Raw genomic sequence first — 17448 nt, forward strand, 5'->3', positions numbered from 1 at the left:
TCATGGACCTCACTGCACGAACGGCCGAGCAGATCGGCGAGGCACTTCGCCGGACGCGCAAAGCGCGCGGCTGGACCCAAAGCGATATCAGTGCGCGCACGAATTTGCGCGTCGCGACGATTTCGTCGCTGGAGAATGGCGACGCGGGAGCCAAGCTCGCCACGGTGCTCGCTGTCATGGCGGCACTTGGGCTTGAGTTCCGATTGGTGGAGCGCGGTGGCTCGCTTGAGATTGAGGATATCTTCTGATGGCGAAACGCGGGCGTAGCGGCACGATGCAGGTGCTTCTGAACGGACGGTTGGTGGGGGCTTTGCGTCTCGCTGGTTCAGGCGCAATCAGCTTCACCTATGATCCGGACTGGCTGTCGTGGGAACATGCCATGCCCATCTCGTTATCACTGCCTTTGCGCGAAGAGGCGCACCAAGGCGGCCCTGTCATTGCCTACCTCGAAAACCTGCTTCCGGACAATCAGGCGATACGTGAGCGCGTCGCTGCCCGGGTGCGCGCAGGCGGCACGGATGCGTGGCACATGCTGGAGAAGATCGGGCGCGATTGCGTAGGGGCGTTGCAGTTCGTCTCAGGTGAGGTCCCCGAGGTTGGCCCACTCGAGGGAGAGCCCGTAACTGAGGCGCAGATTGCTGATATGCTGCGCAACCTCGCGAGCGCTCCGCTGGGCTTGGATGAGGCAGACGACTTCCGCATTTCGATCGCTGGGGCGCAGGAGAAAACAGCGCTGCTGCGCCACGAGGGAACGTGGATCCGTCCATCGGGGCTTACCCCCACAACCCATATCCTCAAGACGCAGCTTGGCGTTCTGCCCGCAGGGATCGATTTGTCCGACAGCGTTGAGAACGAGTATTTCTGTATGAGCTTTTGCCGTGCCATGGGCATGGATGTCGCGGTGGTCGAGATTGCTGATTTTGAAGACGTGCGCAGCCTTGTTGTGACGCGGTTCGATCGGCGTTGGACCAAGGATGGCCGCTTGATCCGCCTCCCGCAGGAAGACTTTTGCCAAGCGCTCACAGTTCCGCCAAGCCAGAAATACCAAATGGATGGCGGGCCGGGGATCACCGAAGGAATCGGGTTGCTGACTGGCAGTGATGACCCCGAGGCGGATCAGCGCGTGTTTTTCCGCACGCAGGTGCTGTTTTGGCTTTTGGGAGCGACGGACGGGCACGCCAAGAATTTCAGCATCGCATTGCGCCCCGGCGGGTTCCGCATGACCCCGCTCTACGATGTGCTGAGCGCTCAGAAAGCCGTTGATGACGGTCAAATCCGTCAGAACCGAATGCGCCTCGCGATGGCCGTCGACGGCCACTACCGGATAAACGAAGTAGTGCCGCGTCATTTCCTGCAGGCTGCGAAGGCGGCAGGTTTTGGTGTGGCGCTGGCGGAAGAGGTCTTGTCGGGCGTCGCGTCTGAGCTTGAACCCGCCTTGGACAAGACACTAGCAGACCTGCCGGATGGGTTTCCACAGCCACTGGCAGATGCCATTGCTGCTGGCATACGACGTCGGGCGATTGCCTTTCATGCCGTATGACCCGCAGATCATATTTCCGTTTTATGGTCGGTAGATCATATTTACTGTGAGCAATCTGCAGGCCCAGTACAGTAGTTGCAGCGTTCCAGGACAGCTTTGACGGGCCAGCTCAGAGATTGAGGGCCAAACTCAGATCCTCAACGCCGTGTTTCTGATTGCTGAACATAAGCTGGCAGCCGTGCCAGACGCGGTGCAAGCACCGCTTCAACAAGAAAATTCCCCTGCGCCAGCGCATTCCTCGCGAGGCAATTTTCCCGCTGACATCCCCTTGGTGCCCGCTTTGGCCATGTTCATCGAAACACTCAAAGTGAGGATTGAAAATTGGCTACGCAAACTCTGAAACTGAACGTCAAATCCGGCGAAAAAGACGGCAAGAACTTCTGGGACCGCTGCGGTGTCCTCTTCGTCAACACCGACGACAGCGGCAACATTACCTCAATCAACGTCAAATACAGCATGTTCCCCAACGTCGAGATGGTCGCCTTTCCACGCCGCGATGACGATCCCGTCACCGAATGACCTCAGCGCTAGGGCGGGCATTCCGCCCTAGCTTTTGGGCAAAGCCTCACGAAACCAAGTCGAGAAAGGGCTTTTCATTGAAAATTCATTGGCCTGACGACCGAAGTTGGGCTGGTCGAACGCTGGATTTTCGGCGACAATCTAGGCGTGTGTGCCAGTTCGAGTCGGGCTATGGCTCGATTTATTACAGCGCCATTTAGTTGCAGAAAGTCATTTGGGAGCCAGAACGATTTCAAGTTCGCTAGCAAACGAAAGTCAAAAGCGTGCGATCGGATGCTCAGATGGGCCAGTCTTAATTATTGCAGGCCCAGGTTCCGGAAAAACGTACACCCTTGTGGAACGCGTTGTGGCGTTGATCGAGGCCGGACAAGCCACGGCTGAATCTCTTTTGGTCGTAACTTTCACAGAAAAAGCGGCTCAAGAGCTAACAACCCGCATTTCGAACCGATTGATGTCTGCCGGGCTTAGTTTCAACGTCAACGAGATGTACATTGGCACGTTTCATTCTTTGTGCCTCCGCATCTTAAAGGATCATAGCGAATTCACGAGGTTAAAGCGCAGTTTCAATCTTCTTGACCAATTTGATCAGCAATATTTCCTCTACCAACGTCTCAGAGAGTTCAAGGGCATCGATGGAATCACCGATTTAATTGGCGAAGACCGGTCTGGACGTTGGTATCAATCGACGCAGCTCCTAAAGTGGCTGAACAAAGTCACAGAAGAGACGCTGGACATCAAGGCGCTCGAAGGCTCAGAACAAGCGTCACTTCAGGCGCTTGCCGAGTGTTTCGCGACCTATCAGCACCTATTGGAAGAGGCGAATGCGCTCGATTTTTCGGGCATTCAGTTCGAGGCTTTGCGGTTGTTGAAGGATCACCCCGGTGTCTTAGAGAGCCTGAAATCCAAGTTTTCCCACCTTATGGTCGATGAGTACCAGGACACGAACACGATCCAGGAGCAGATACTTTTCCACTTGGCCGGTGACACAAAAAACCTGTGCGTCGTGGGCGACGATGATCAGGGTTTGTACCGGTTTCGCGGCGCGACTATTCGGAATATTCTTGAGTACCCCAGCAATTTTGCGAAGGGCGAATGTGAACAAGTATCCCTTACGGTAAACTATCGCTCTGACCCGAAAATTATCGACTTCTACAACTCATGGATCGCTGATGAAGAATGGAGCGATAAGGACGCGCAATACCGGTATGACAAGGTTATCGAACCGCGCCCCGATGATTTTGCGGACGTCAGCTCGGTTCTGAAAATCACCCAAACTGACGACAATGACTTTCAGGATGAGGTCTACGAGTTCCTGCGCCACCTCGAGGCGTCTGGTGAACTGACAGACTGGAACCAAGTCGCATTTCTGTTCCGGTCCGTGAAAAACGACAAGGTGCTCGCGCTCGCCCGGCACCTCGAGTCCAACGGTATTCCGGTCTACTCGCCGCGCTCCAACCTCTATTTTGAGCGCGAAGAGATCAGGTTGATGATCGGTGCGCTGATCTTCCTGTTTCCGCAGTTTGCAGATGTTCGGCAGGAACGGGCGGACCTCGAGATGCGCGTGTGGGAATACTACGATGAGCAGTGTTTCAAACTGTTCGTTCAGGAGCTGCGTAAGCCCGAGAACAAGCGGTTGCTGGAGTGGGCGCGGCCTCTAGCCAAACGGCATCTCAACCTGACCGCCGATGCTGATTATGCGTTTTCCGGGCTGTTCTATCAGCTGCTTCAGTTTCCGCTCTTCAGCAGGTTTCTGGAAGAAGACCAACTGACCGGCGTTGATAAAGGACGCGCGGCGCGCAACTTGGCGACGTTTTCCCAGCTGTTAGTGAAGTTCGAATATCTTCACTACATAACGGTTCTGAACCCACGCTTCTTGGACCAGAATATCCGGGATCTGTTCAACCGTTACCTCAAGTTTTTGCACGAGGGTGGGATCAATGAATACGAGGATGACAGCGAATACGCACCCAGTGGGTGCGTCTCATTCCTGACCATCCACCAGTCCAAGGGGCTCGAGTTCCCGATTGTGATCTGCGGATCGCTCGAGGCGACGCCGCGCAAGCAATGGACGGACATCGATGAGTTGCTCGAACCCTTTCTGAACAAACCACCGTTCGAACCGATGGAGCGAACCAAGTTCTTTGACTTCCGACGGCTCTACTACACGGCCTTTTCGCGGGCACAGAACCTTTTGGTACTTGCCACGGAGGTCAAAGAAGGGCGTGGCCGGTCTCCGTCGCGGTACTTTGATGACTGCTTCCACGATCTGCCCCATTGGCGGGATCCGAAGTTTGTTGTTGAAAACTTCGACTTCGAGCAGGTCAAGGATGTGAACCTCAAGAGGGAATACTCCTTCACCTCGCACATCACCCTGTTCGAGAACTGCGCCGAACAGTACCGCTTCTTCAAAGAACTCGAGTTCCAGCCGATCCGAGCGGGGGCGCAGCTCTTTGGTACGTTGGTGCACCAGACAATTGAGGATGTGCACAAGGCCGTCCTGCGGGGTGAGCCGCACTTGGTCACCGAGGATCAGATAAAAGGATGGTTCGACACGAACTACCACTACCTGTCCAAGCGCGAGCGGCAATATCTGGCTCCGCCGTCGCTGAGGGCGGCGCATGGCCATGTTGAACGATACGTGGAACGCGAGCGTAAGAATTTCGACCGGCTGAAGGAGGCCGAGGTCGACATCTCATTGGTCAAGGACAGCTACATCCTCAAGGGCAGTGTGGACCTGATCAGGGGCGAAAACGGCACGGTCGAGCTGATTGATTTCAAGTCCGAACGCAAGCCTGACATGGAGAAGGACCGCAGCCGCTTGCGCCAGTATCAGCGTCAGTTGGAGGTCTATGCGCACTTGGTTGAGGAACGGACGGGTGAGAAGGTCAGCAAGACGCATCTCTACTATACCGGCGAGCAGGACAGTAACCCGTTTATCTCATTCGAAAAGGACGGTAAGGCTATTGGCAAAACTATCGCATCATTTGATGCCGTCGTGGACCGGATTGAGGGACGCGACTATGCGATCAAGGAACGTCCCGCAAAGCTGTGTGAAAACTGCGATATGCGGGCCTATTGCGATATGAAAAACTGGAATTTTAAGGCGGGCGGTGCGTGATGGCTGACGAACAAGAAAAAATGGACTTGGGCGCAGAGGCTGTGGCGACGTCTGTGGATGGGTACAAATTCCAGCCGATCAAGGGCTATCCGATGCTCAATTGGCGCGGCAAGCGGCCCTTTACCTCGACCCAATTCTATCCGGCACAGTTGAAAGAAACCTATGGCGATGAGGTTGACGGTTGGCGCAACAAAATCTTCTGGGGCGACAACCTTCAGGTCATGAGCCACCTTCTGAAAGATTTCAGGGGCAAGGTGGACTTGGTTTATATTGACCCGCCATTTGACTCAAAGGCCGACTACAAGAAGAAAATCAAACTGCGCGGGAAAGAAGTCAAAAGTGATACCGCTTCCTTCGAGGAAAAGCAGTATACAGACATTTGGAACAACGACGAATACCTCCAGTTTATGTATGAGCGTCTGGTCGTTCTCCGTGAGCTTATGAGTGACAAAGGAACGCTCTATCTGCATTGCGACCAGCGCGTAAGTTCATACCTCCGGCTGATTTGCGATGAGATATTCGGCACGGGAAACTTCAGGTCTTGGATCTGTTGGAAATCTTCGCCTGGACACAGTGATCAGAGTTTCTTCAACGATATGCAAAACCATATCTTGATGTACACGAAAACGGACACGCCGATTTGGAACCAACTGTACGGGCCATATGATGATGAATACTTGGCTTCGCACTATCAGAAGAAAGATCCGGACGGCAGGAAATTTGAAGACGATAATCTGACGGCCTACGGGCTAAGTGGCGGCGGTTACCAGTATGAATGGAATGGGCATGACAAGCTTTGGAGGCGGCCCAAGGAATCCATGCAAAAGCTCGAGGACGCTGGCAGAATTTACTACACTAGAAATGGCGTTGCGCGGTACAAACGGTACCTTGATGAGATGCCTGGAATGGTTTTGTCTGATCTTTGGACCGACATTTCAAGACTGAATTCGCAAGCAAAAGAGAAGGAAAACTATCCAACGCAGAAACCTGAAGCGCTATTGGAACGGATCCTTGCCGCCTCTAGCGACGAAGGCAGCTTGGTTTTTGATTGTTTCATGGGCTCAGGGACAACGCAAAGTGCGGCGGCCAAGCTCAAAAGACGCTTCTTGGGGGCAGATATCAACCTTGGTTCCGTTCAAACCACAACAAAAAGGTTGATAAACATCTTGGGTGAGCCTGCCTCTCTTGGTGAAGACACGTCGGCCGGTTTCGAGGTCTACAACGTCAATAACTACGACATCTTTAGGAACCCTGTGGAAGCGAAGGCTTTACTTGTGGAAGCCCTAGAAATCCAGAAAATCGAAACCAGCTCCATATACGATGGCGAAAAAGATGGGCGCATGGTCAAGATTATGCCGGTCAACCGCATCGCAACCAAAGCAGACCTGTCCGAGCTTATCTCAGGCTTTGACTACAAGGCCTTTGATCGCCGCCAAAACGCCAACCCGAACCAGCCGGTCGAAAAAATCCTGCTTGTCTGCATGGGACACGAACCCGACCTGAAAGCGCAGCTCGAGCTCGAAGTGAAACCCCACAAAATCGATGTGGAGGTCGTGGATATCCTGCGCGACAAATCCCAGCTCGAATTCAAACGCGACTCCGAGGCGCGTCTGGCTATCAATGATGGCTATCTGGAAATCGAACGCTTCTACCCCATGAACCTGTTGCAAAAGCTCTCGCTCCAAAAGGAACAAGTCACAGATTGGCGCGAGATGGTGGAAAGCATCATGGTGGACTGGAACTATGACGGCGCGATCTTGCAGCCGGTCGAGTTGGACGTGCCCGAAAAAAACGAATTGGTCAGCGGCCGTTACAAGGTGCCCGAGGACGCAGGCACGGTGCGCGTGAAGATCACCGATCTGTTGTCGGAATCCTGGGAAGGCAGCATCGATGCCTAAAAAGACCGACGCCGCCCTTGGCGAATTCGCTTTCTTCAAGTTCCTTCTGACGTTCTACCAGCAGAACAAGAAGCGCATAAGGGTCAGCTATCGCGACTTGTCCAAGAAGTTCCTCGACTTCAACGATCCCGAAAACGCCCACGCCTACTTGCGCACGCCGCAGTTCGAGGCGCTGGAAATCTATGTGTTCTTGAAGGAGTTCTTGGACAACAAGCGCATCGAACAGATCTTCAAGGAATGGTACGAAAAAGAAGGCGTGTTTGCCGACCGCGCCGAGGGTGGTGTGGCAGCTGATACCGGTCAAATCAGCCTGTTCGAGGACGTTTCCCAGAAGCAATACGAGGACGTGTTCAAGGCCATGCGTAAAAACGCGCGGGCCTATCCGAACTACATCTTCGCGCTGACCATGGGCACCGGCAAAACCATTCTGATGGCCACGTGCATCTTCTACGAGTTTATCTTGGCCAACAAATGGAAGAAGGACCCCAAGTATTGCCACAACGCGCTGGTGTTCTCACCTGACAAGACGGTGCTTTTGTCACTGCGCGAGCTTGAAACCTTTGAATTGTCCAAGGTGGTGCCGCCTGAGTACGTGAACTTTCTGACGTCCCACATCCGGTTCCACTTTCTGGAAGAGGCGGGAACGTCGCTCGACACTCTCGACCAGTCTATGTTCAACGTCATCGTGTCTAATACGCAGAAGATCATTCTGAAGCGGAAGAACAAGGAAAAGACCGCGATTGACGATTTGTTCGGCGCAACGCCGGACACGTTCAAGGAAAGCGGGAGCGTCTATGCCGACGCCGCCGACTTATACGATTTCGACACGCCGGAAGAAGAAGGCGAGCTGACTACCAACCAGCGGTTTGAGAAGCTTACCCGCCTTGGCCAGCTTGGCATCTACGTGGACGAGGCGCACCACGCTTTCGGCAAAAAACTGGCCAAGGACATGGGCATCGGCGCGAAGGAAACCGACAATAGCTTGCGTACGACCATCGACAAGCTGGCCTCTCGCCTCGAGCGGGCCGGAACGCGCGTTGTCGCCTGTTTCAACTACACTGGGACGCCGTATATCGGCCAGACCGTGCTGCCCGAGGTCGTCTATGCCTACGGGTTGAGCGACGCGATCGCCAACGAGTACCTGAAGAAGGCCGATCTGCACGGCTATTCGAACACTAAGTCCGAAGAGTTCCTGCGCATCGCCATCGATGACTTCCTCACCAAGACTGACGGATTGCGACCGGAAGGTCTGCTCCCAAAGATGGCGATCTTTGCCACCACTATTGACGAGGTGCGCAACGAGCTTCAGCCGCTGGTCGCCAAAATTCTTGAAGAGAAAGGGCTCCCGGCGGACAGCATCCTAGTGAACCTCGGAGACGACAAGACCACGAACGACGACATTCGCGAGTTCATCCGCCTTGATACGCCGGGCTCCAAGAAGCAGTTCATCCTGCTGGTGAACAAGGGGCGCGAGGGATGGAACTGTCGCTCGCTGTTCAGCGTAGCAATGTTCCGTACGCCAACGTCGAAGGTCTTTGTTCTTCAGGCCACGATGCGTTGTTTCCGTGCAATCGGCGAAACCCAGCATACCGCTCACGTATATCTTTCCGCTGACAACCTTCAGATTCTGAACGACGAGCTCAGCCAAAACTTCAGGCTCTCCGCAGACGATCTGAACAATGCAAACAGCCACAAGCAACGTTACGACATCCTGGTCAAAGAACCCGTTGAGCGGATCAAGCTGCAACGCGTTCGCCGTTCCTTTGAGCTGATCGAAAAGGAACTGCTTCCAAATCAGGAGCTTGGCATCAATCGCGCTGATAAGAGCGCTTGGCAAATGCTGACCGGGAAGTACAACCTCCTCGAGACCGTACAAAGCGGCATCGAGCCATCTCAGATTGGCAAAACGGCTTCCTCCAAAACCATCGACCGGACGGAACTACGACAGAAAGTCGAGTTCTCGGAGATCATGCTTGTTTCCGAAGTCGCGAGGTATTTGGGGCGCAGCCCGTTGGAAATCGAAGCGATCCTTAGATCCACCGGTGAAGGCATCCAAAACATCCTCGACGCGATCAACGATTACAACGAATTGCTCTACGACGTGGTGATCCCGCGCCTCTTTGGTCTTTTGTACGATTTGGAGCAACACGAAATCACCGAAGAGCATGAAGTCGAACTCGTGAGATTGCCCGAAAATGGCTCATACTCTGTAATGGCCGATCCAAAACTTGTGGTGACAGATCAAGACGTTGAAGATGCGCTTGTTTCTTCGAAATCGTTCCACCTGGATACATATGCGTTTGACTCGCGGCCAGAGCAGACGCTCTTTTGGGACTTGATCCGGGAAGGAGCTGTCAAGAAGCTGTACTTCACAGGGATGCTTACCCACGGCCAGTCTGAGTTCTTCATCCAGTATGTGGATCCCGAGTCAAGAATGGTCCGCAGCTACTATCCTGATTTCCTGTTCGAAAAAGACGACGGGACTTACGTGATCGTTGAAGTGAAAGGTGACAATATGATCGACGATCCGATTGTGCAGGCTAAACGTGAATATGCTGAGCAGATGGCTGACGCATCCGGTATGGAATATGCGATCATAAAGGGCACTGATGCCGAAGCACACAACTACAAATTCTTGATGGCTTAGAACCCGTTAGGAATATCAAAATGGTGTCTTTCGCCAGGAATGTCCTGCTGGCTGTGTGATATTTGGGGAACGAGCTAGTCGGGGGTGTTCGCTTCTGCTTGTTGCCAGTCGTGGTACGTCTGCTTCGATCCTTTAACTTTCCACTCCAGGCGTCCGTTGCTGTTTCGGTCCAAGACGACAGCAGCGGCGGCCGAAGGACTATTGAACGACCAAGGTTTCGTGAATCGGAGTTTTTGGTTGCCGTCTGCGACTAGAATGCCGTCTGAAATGAGCTTTTCCTTCAAGCTGCCATAGCTTTGTTGGACATAGCCGGTTTCAGTGAGCGCCTCAGACCCTTCCAGTACAACAAATTCACCGTCTTCTTCGACGGCCGTCGCTTTGACGCCGCTCTTGTGGCGGATCTCGAACTGCACTTCTCCTTCGGTCCGCTCGTCAACCGGCTTCGCTGTCTGTGTCACCGCGCGCGGTTGTGGCTTGAGCATATCCAAACCGATCACGGGGAGGATGATGCGAAGGTTTGATAGAAACTGCTCCATGTTGGCAACGTCGGCCTCTGGCAATCGTCGCCTGCTGGTGTCCGGCTGCGTGCCGTTATCTAACGTGACGCGACCTGCTTGGGCGGCTTGCTCTATGAGCCGCGCCTCCAGGTATTCCGCATGCCCTTTGGAAAGGTCATCGTCACTTGTGGTGATGGTGATGGCCGTTTCCCAAAAGTCTCGTTTGATCGCGCTTTGCTTGATCCTCTCAGCCACGGAGTTTCCAGAGCCAATATAGGTGCGGGTTGCACCGGCCTTTTCTGGATCAGGACCCGACAGTATGTAGATGCCGGTCCGATCGACCTCTTCACGAGCGGTAAGGTCGCCGAAAGCTGATGCGCCGCTTACAAAAAGCAAACCTGTCCAACCATGGATCGTCGCTTTTCGCAGCCCAGTTGGCTTCCCGTCTACGAGGAAAAGCTGGATTGTTCGACCGAATGAGTCCTCTGATTGCACGATTTGTTCCTTGAAAACTTGATTCTAACAATTGCTTGCGCAGCACACTTAAAACACGAAATCAGATAATTGTCGTCCCGTGAGGACGGCTTATTAGCAATAGACTGCACCAGGGCTCAACGGGCCGTTGGCCCGTTCACCCCGATCCAGACATCATTCCTTTTGTTTGGTCCGCCCAACATCCCTGACCGTGGCGGTCAACCTAAGTCCACCCCCAAAATCAGCCACCAATTTCCCCTGTCTCGCAGGCGAGCCATTCCTCGCGGAGCAAATTGGCGTCTGATTTTGGCGCAGACATTTTCTTCGCAAATGTGGCCGATTGACAGCCCCGTTCAGGGTCGTGGGTCGGGCTTTGCCCTCTCCCACTCTGTTCCGCCGAATACATGCGTATTCGGTCAGATCAGGTGGCCGAGGCGCAGCCCATCGGCGGAAGGGGGCGCGAAGCCTCACCCGCGTCACTTTGATCAAGGAGGCCACAAATGGCACCGAAGTTTGATGTTTATGCCCATGTCACCGACACCATTATTGCTGAGATTGAGGCAGGCACGCCGCCTTGGCGCAAGCCGTGGACCGGAAGCGCGTCCGGAGTTGCCTTGCCGACCCGACACAACGGCGAGGAGTATCGTGGGATTAACATCCTGATGCTCTGGGTCATGGCGGCCAAGCATGGCTATGTGTCCAGCCGCTGGATGACCTACAAGCAGGCGCAGGAGCTGGGCGGCCAAGTCCGCAAAGGCGAAACGTCGTCGACCGTGGTCAAATACGGGACGTTCACCCGAGAGAACGAGCAGGGCATTGAGGAAGAACTGCCCTATGCGCGCGCATACCGCGTGTTCAATGCCGATCAGATCGAAGGTTTGCCGGAGGACTACTACATCCGGCCCGAGGCCCCGCGCGATCTTGGCACGGCCGAAGATCCTGAGCTTGAGGCGTTTTTCGGCCGGACAGGGGCGGAGATCCTCACCAGCGACGACCCGCGCGCCTATTACAGCCCCGCCAAAGATCACATCCACATGCCGCCGATTGCCACGTTTCACGATGCGGCAGGCTATTATGGGACGTTGGCCCATGAGGTGATCCATTGGACCGGCAGCGAAAAGCGGCTTGAGCGGATCAAGAAATTTGCGAACCGTGAGGCCTATGCCTTTGAAGAGCTGGTGGCGGAAGTCGGCGCTTGTTTCCTTGGGGCTCAGATTGGCGTCGCGCCTGAGTTCGGTCAAAGTGCCGCCTATGTCGAAGGGTGGTTGAAAGCGCTCAAAGATGACAAGCGGACGATATTTCGCGCGGCGTCTGAGGCGCAAAAGGCTGCCGATTTTGTCCTAGCAGCTGCAGGTCAGAGCAAGGAGGTGGCAGCATGATCCCTGACTATCACAGCGATGACTTTGCGACGGCGCGTTTGGAAGACACAGTTAGCTTGCGAAGCGCTGCCCGCGAGGCGCGCGCCACGCTCTACGCGGTGTTGAACCGGCTCGAGCTGAACGATCTGGATGGCGAGGAGCAGCCCTATATCGACGACTGCCTCGGGGCTCTCGCAATCCTTGAGGAGGCGCTGCGATGACTGTGGAAGAGATCAAAGCAGCAGTGGACGCGGGTAACCGCGTTCACTGGATCAACATAGGGTATGTGGTGACGTGTGATGACCTCGGGCAATACCTCATCACATTCACGCGGAACGGGTCGGCTATCGGCTTGACCAGTCGGGATGGCACCCGTCTGAACGGCGAGCCTGACGAGTTTTTCATCGAGGAAGTTGCAGAGGTTTGCCATGAAGTATTCTGACATCGGGCAGGCGGCCCGAGAGGGACGCGCTAGCGTGCATCTGCATGGGTTCTGCAACTTGCCCGATGGCAGGGAGGAGTATTGTGACGATCCGGCACTGATCGATGGCTGGGCGATCTATGTCCGAGTGGAGACCCCGGACGACCCGCAACAGCCCTTTGATCTGCACGAGCTGCCCGATCATCAAACCTATGCCAGCGCCGAAGGCGCGGCCTGCGCAATAGCGCTGCAATTGCTTGGCGATGCTGAGGCGTGGAGCCACGACTAGTGGTGCCATGCCTTGCGCATGTGGCCGGGCTTTGCCCGGCGGTCGCAGCCTATGGCTGCTCCAAAAGGAATACAGGCAGTTGATGCAATATTATAATATTGAATCAATTATGGCGAAATGCCATAACAGGGCTGCCTGTATGATGCTGGCAAGAAATAGGGGTGATTACTTCACATGCACCGACCGCACACACCACGGCACAAGCGACTGACGCAGAACCAGCGTTTTGCCATCGTGCGCAAGCGTGCCGAGGGGATGCCGATTGAGGATCTGGCCCGCGAATTCGGGGTCACGACCCGCAGCATCTTCTACACGTTGAAGGCCGATCAAAGCCGCAAGCTTGATGCGCGCGTACGCTCCGAGTTGGTGAATGTCCGGCTCACGCCCAAGGAGTTGGCGAGCTTTGATGCGGTCTTGACGCGGCATGATATCGCCAGCCGCGCGGAGGGGTTGCGGCGGTTGATCCATGCGTCGAGTGATCTCTTCGTTCCCGACGATGAACTGTCCAACCAGATGCGGGGGTTGTCGGCCTCTCTCAATCGCACCGGCAACAATATCAACCAGATCGCGCAGCGCCTCAACGAGGCGAAGCGGCAGGGTAAGGCGCCGCCCTATGGCAATTCTGCCCATAGCCAGGTCCGCGCCTTGGCCGGACTGATCTTCGATATCGCGGACCAGGTTCAGGATATGACGCAGCGCCGCCGTAGCGCGCTGTCCGGCGAGATTGCGCGCGTACTGGGAGGCTTTGCCGATGGCCCGGAATAGCACCGTTGCCTCCGCGCAGGAGGCATTCTTCGATCGGGACTGGAGCCGCATTCGTGGAAGCGTTCCCCGCTCTCGGGCAAAGCAGATGGCGCGCGCCGCCATGGGGCATTCGCCCGCGATCTTCAAAGCCATTCGCGATGGAGGCACGCACAATAAAGCGCAGCTTCGCAACCAGCTGGAATACCTGACCACCAAATCGAGCTTTATCATCGACAGCCGTGGCACTTATGACGACCAAAGGGCTCTCTCTGCCAAAGAGATCGAACAGGTCACACGCCGGTTTTCAGCACAGTGGAATGAGGGGTTTCATCCCAAGCTGGGACATACCTCGCATCTCTTGATGGCCTTCCCGATTGGCACGCACGGCGAGGATGTCGCCGAGATCACGCGCGAGATCTGCGAGCGCTTCTTTCAGGGCGAAGGCAGCCACTTCGACTACATCGCGGCCGTGCATGAGGACCGGGACCATCCGCACGCGCACATCGTTCTGAACCGGCGCAGCAAGGACGGGGAGTTCTTCTTTCTGAAGGAAGGGCACCACTTCAACTACGACAGTTTTCGTGAGGCGATGGTGGAGGTGTCGGACCGCTATGGGCTGCGGCTTGAGGCGACGCGAAAGCTTGAGCGTGGCATCACGACGAAGAGGCCAAACGATGCAGACCAGCGTCGCGCGGAAGCCACCGGTGAGGAGCCGATAGAGCGTGAGCGCGTCGGGCCAGCGCTTGACCGTGCCCTGGCTGAAGTCGCCCAGAACGCGCGGCTCTATCGCGGCTTGGCCGCCGAGGCCTCGCGCGAGAACCAGCATGACATTGCAGCAGCCTTGGACAAAGCCGCGACGCTCTTGGCACAGGGCAAACCGATTGAAGCAGATGGAAAGGTATATGGCATGGCCGAAGAACAGCATTCGTTTGATGAGGTCGTGGATGCCTTTCACGACAAGATCAACCAAGCTGAACGCATTGTAGCGGACGCCCCGATGGAGCGGCGTGCCGCACTGGAGCATGAGTTGAACGACATCTATCGCTCTTTGTCGCATCTCAGCCCAATGGGAACGCAGTCCCACACCTTGCAAGAAGATGCCTCCAAAAGTGGGATCTATTCGGCTGCGAATATACGGGCTGAGGCCCAAGGAGCCTTGCAAGATCCAGCTCTTGCCGAACGTCTTCAGCAGGCTTTGAAAGGCACCGGCATAGATGCACTGGAGGCGACGCGTCGCGTTGAAATCGGCGCGGGCAATGCCGCGCTGGAACGGCAATGGCTGGGGCAAGATTTGAAGGCGATTGCCGATAAGGAGGGCTTTGACCTGTCACGCGCCGATGAGCTCGAAAAAGCGATCGACCGCCTCGATCAGGTGCACAGTGATCTGGGCCGTTTGTTGGCCGATGCTGAGGTTCTTAAGGACAGTGGGGCGGTGGAAGCCGAACGGCAGGAAGCCATAGTCGACAGGTTGCCGCCGACTACCGCTGATATCCTGAGCCGTATGAGGGACGACCCGACCGCAGATCCATTCCGCAGCGATCTGGAGCGCGAGACCTTGAGGGCCGAACTGGAGGATCTGGCCGGTGAAGAAAACACCCCGGACTTGGCAATTGGCGATGAGACCGCGCTGGAGGAACATATGGAAGACCGCCTAGACCGGCTCTATGCGGCCAAGGCATATCTGCAGAGCGATGCCGTTCTGGCGAAGAGTTTGGCGATGGAGCATGTCCTCGACGAGATCGCCAATGAAGAAATTGATGTTCAACGCGAGCGGCACGTCGATGCCGATAGCGAAAAGGGTGTGACGCATGGGTAAGGCGCGGATCGCACTCGGCGTAATGAGCTTTGCCCTTCTGGGAGCGGTGTTGGGCTATGTTCTAGCGTCGGCCTTTCTGACATTCCGCTGGTTCGGGGTCGGGGCCGATATCGATTTCCTGATGCTGGCGCGCAGCTATGGGGTTCTCCGAACGACCCATCCAGGCGATATGCAGATCGTTCACTTGCTTGTCGGGATATGCACCGGGGGAGGTGTTTTGCTTAGCGCAGTTTTGATGAACGATGCGCTGACCAAATTCGGTGAAACCCACTGGCAGCAGATGTCTGAGATGAAACGGAACGGCTTTTTCGGCAAGCCTGGTCATGGCTTTGTCCTCGGCAAAATGGGTAAGCCCAGGAGCCGCAAACCCTTCGTGATGTCCAAGGTCTTCCCCCATGCTCTGATCGTGGCCCCGACCGGACGCGGCAAGACAACTGGGTTCGTCATCCCGAACCTCTTGACCTATCAGGGCAGTGCCGTGGTGCTGGACGTGAAGGGCGAAAACTTCGAGGCAACGGCGCGCCACAGGGCAGCGCAAGGCGACAAGGTGTTCCGGTTTGCGCCCACTGATTGGAAGGACGGCCGCTCGCACCGCTACAATCCTTTGTTGCGCATATCGGCGCTGGACAACGTCGACCGCCAGCAGATGGAGCTGCAACTCCTGGCCTCGCTGTTCCTGCAAGCTGATAATGACCGAGTTCAGGGGCTTCTTGATGGCGGTATCGATCTGTTTGTGGCGGCGGGACTTTTGGCGTTCGAGCGCAAACGGCCGACCCTGGGCGAGATCTACCGCATCACCGCATCAGGCGGTGACAAGCAAAAGGAATATCGCAGACGCGCCGATGAAGTGGCTAATCCGGCTGCCAAGCTAATCTTCATGCGCGTGGCATCGACCAACAACGACACGTTAACGTCCTATTTGTCGCTCTTGATGACATCTGGCCTGAAGCAGTGGTCGAACCCGGCCATCGACCGCGCAACTGCGACCTCAGACTTAGATTTCCGCGACATCCGAAAGACGCCGTTTTCGGTCTATCTCGTAGTTGAACCACTCATGGTGAAACCCCTCGCGCCGTTGATCCGCTTGTTCTTCTCGGATTTGTTGGCATCGCTGCAGGACCATGAACCCGGCAAGGACGAACCTTGGCCGGTTATGATCATGCTCGATGAGTTCAATCGCCTGGGCAAAATGCCGATCGTTCTCGACAGCATCGAAACCCTGCGATCATATCGCGCCAATCTCGCGATCGTCACACAGACGATCCCGGCGCTGGACGAGATCTACGGCGAAAATGCCCGCCGTGCCCTGCAGGGCAACGCGGGTATCAAGCTCTATCTGACCCCCTCAGATGAAAAGACCATCGAAGAGCTCAGCAAAGCCGTCGGCAAAACCACCAAGCGCGTCGTGACCCGTTCGCGCTCGGTCGGCCGCAACCCTTTTGCCGGTCGCAGCATGTCTGAACGGACGGAAGAAACCGCTTTGCTGCCCGAGGATGAGGCTCGGCGCATGGATCTTGATGACATCGTTTTGGTGGTTGACGCGCAAATGCCAGTGCGCGCCAAGCGGATCAAATACTATGAGGATTGGTTCTTTAAGCAGATCTTCGACAAGCAGACTGGTGATTTGCCATATCCCTCAGCCGGGGATCAAATGCGGGGGCTGCAAGGGCAGATCAAAGCTCTTGAGGCGAAGATTGGGGCGCTTGAGATGCCGAGAGCGGTTTCAGGTGATGGCGCTGAAATTGACGGAACGCGGCGCGAGGAAATCGATGATTTGGCCGGTGAACATCGAGGTGTGGCCATAGACGAAAAGCCTAGTCTGGACGAATATCAGGTAGGAACGGAGAGGATACAGAGATTCATGGAGGAAGCCTCTGTGAGGTGAAGGTGAGAGCTTTCGTTCGATTCGAGTTGTGTTAGCAAGTGGGGTGCGCTTTGGTTTGAAGTTGGATTGCTGGGCAACGTTGGCTCTTTGTAGGGACATATTTGCGTTTGACGCGCCTCTCGAGCCAGCTTGAACTTGTGGTTGTGGTTGTGGTTGTGGTTGTGGTTGTGGTTGTGGCTGTGGTCGGGCAATATGAAAGCCTAAAAGTTTTGTATTACATCTAGGTATTTAGCATTCAATGC

14 protein-coding genes are annotated in these 17448 nt (G+C 55.5%); 13 read left to right on the top strand and 1 reads right to left on the bottom strand.

The window, feature by feature from the left end; all coding sequences use genetic code 11:
* The first annotated feature begins 2 nt into the window (after positions 1 to 2).
* From Z948_RS0112990 to Z948_RS0113020, 6 genes are all read left to right on the top strand, one after another.
* Positions 3 to 248, top strand: coding sequence for a helix-turn-helix domain-containing protein (locus Z948_RS0112990; protein ID WP_025059995.1), 246 nt, complete (start codon positions 3 to 5; stop codon positions 246 to 248).
* Positions 248 to 1540, top strand: a complete 1293-nt coding sequence (locus tag Z948_RS0112995; protein WP_025059996.1) for a type II toxin-antitoxin system HipA family toxin — start codon at positions 248 to 250, stop codon at positions 1538 to 1540. The genes Z948_RS0112990 and Z948_RS0112995 overlap by 1 nt, the downstream gene beginning before the upstream one ends.
* Before the next feature lie 321 nt (positions 1541 to 1861).
* Positions 1862 to 2059 carry a hypothetical protein gene (locus tag Z948_RS0113005; RefSeq protein ID WP_025059998.1) on the top strand — a complete coding sequence of 66 codons (198 nt, stop codon included), beginning with the start codon at positions 1862 to 1864 and terminating at the stop codon, positions 2057 to 2059.
* A gap of 151 nt (positions 2060 to 2210) precedes the next feature.
* Positions 2211 to 5177, top strand: coding sequence for an ATP-dependent helicase (locus Z948_RS0113010; RefSeq protein ID WP_245604577.1), 2967 nt, complete (start codon positions 2211 to 2213; stop codon positions 5175 to 5177).
* Entirely contained in the window at positions 5177 to 7075 is a 1899-nt protein-coding gene (locus Z948_RS0113015; RefSeq protein WP_025060000.1) for a site-specific DNA-methyltransferase, read from the top strand. The genes Z948_RS0113010 and Z948_RS0113015 overlap by 1 nt, the downstream gene beginning before the upstream one ends.
* Positions 7068 to 9722: a TnsA endonuclease N-terminal domain-containing protein gene (locus Z948_RS0113020; protein ID WP_025060001.1), complete on the top strand. Its 2655-nt coding sequence runs from the start codon at positions 7068 to 7070 to the stop codon at positions 9720 to 9722. The genes Z948_RS0113015 and Z948_RS0113020 overlap by 8 nt, the downstream gene beginning before the upstream one ends.
* A gap of 74 nt (positions 9723 to 9796) precedes the next feature.
* Here Z948_RS0113020 and Z948_RS0113025 read toward each other — a convergent pair whose 3' ends face one another.
* Positions 9797 to 10714, bottom strand: a complete 918-nt coding sequence (locus Z948_RS0113025; RefSeq protein WP_025060002.1) for a GIY-YIG nuclease family protein — start codon at positions 10712 to 10714, stop codon at positions 9797 to 9799.
* A gap of 479 nt (positions 10715 to 11193) precedes the next feature.
* Between Z948_RS0113025 and Z948_RS0113030 the strand changes: the two genes are divergently transcribed.
* From Z948_RS0113030 to Z948_RS0113060, 7 genes are all read left to right on the top strand, one after another.
* Positions 11194 to 12072, top strand: a complete 879-nt coding sequence (locus Z948_RS0113030; RefSeq protein ID WP_025060003.1) for an ArdC family protein — start codon at positions 11194 to 11196, stop codon at positions 12070 to 12072.
* Positions 12069 to 12272 (top strand): hypothetical protein, encoded by a 204-nt coding sequence (locus Z948_RS0113035; RefSeq protein ID WP_025060004.1) that lies wholly within the window; start codon positions 12069 to 12071, stop codon positions 12270 to 12272. Before Z948_RS0113030 ends, Z948_RS0113035 begins: the two co-directional genes overlap by 4 nt.
* A complete protein-coding gene (locus Z948_RS0113040) occupies positions 12269 to 12493 on the top strand; it encodes a hypothetical protein (RefSeq protein WP_025060005.1) in 225 nt (74 codons plus the stop codon). The genes Z948_RS0113035 and Z948_RS0113040 overlap by 4 nt, the downstream gene beginning before the upstream one ends.
* Positions 12480 to 12761: a hypothetical protein gene (locus Z948_RS0113045; protein ID WP_025060006.1), complete on the top strand. Its 282-nt coding sequence runs from the start codon at positions 12480 to 12482 to the stop codon at positions 12759 to 12761. Before Z948_RS0113040 ends, Z948_RS0113045 begins: the two co-directional genes overlap by 14 nt.
* A gap of 174 nt (positions 12762 to 12935) precedes the next feature.
* Positions 12936 to 13526 carry a hypothetical protein gene (locus Z948_RS0113050; protein WP_025060007.1) on the top strand — a complete coding sequence of 197 codons (591 nt, stop codon included), beginning with the start codon at positions 12936 to 12938 and terminating at the stop codon, positions 13524 to 13526.
* Positions 13513 to 15321: a relaxase/mobilization nuclease domain-containing protein gene (locus Z948_RS0113055; protein ID WP_025060008.1), complete on the top strand. Its 1809-nt coding sequence runs from the start codon at positions 13513 to 13515 to the stop codon at positions 15319 to 15321. Before Z948_RS0113050 ends, Z948_RS0113055 begins: the two co-directional genes overlap by 14 nt.
* Complete coding sequence (locus tag Z948_RS0113060) at positions 15314 to 17206, top strand: type IV secretory system conjugative DNA transfer family protein (RefSeq protein ID WP_025060009.1); 1893 nt, start codon at positions 15314 to 15316, stop codon at positions 17204 to 17206. The genes Z948_RS0113055 and Z948_RS0113060 overlap by 8 nt, the downstream gene beginning before the upstream one ends.
* Positions 17207 to 17448: the final 242 nt, after the last annotated feature.

Source organism: Sulfitobacter donghicola DSW-25 = KCTC 12864 = JCM 14565 (assembly GCF_000622405.1).
Classification (GTDB): Bacteria; Pseudomonadota; Alphaproteobacteria; order Rhodobacterales; family Rhodobacteraceae; genus Sulfitobacter; species Sulfitobacter donghicola.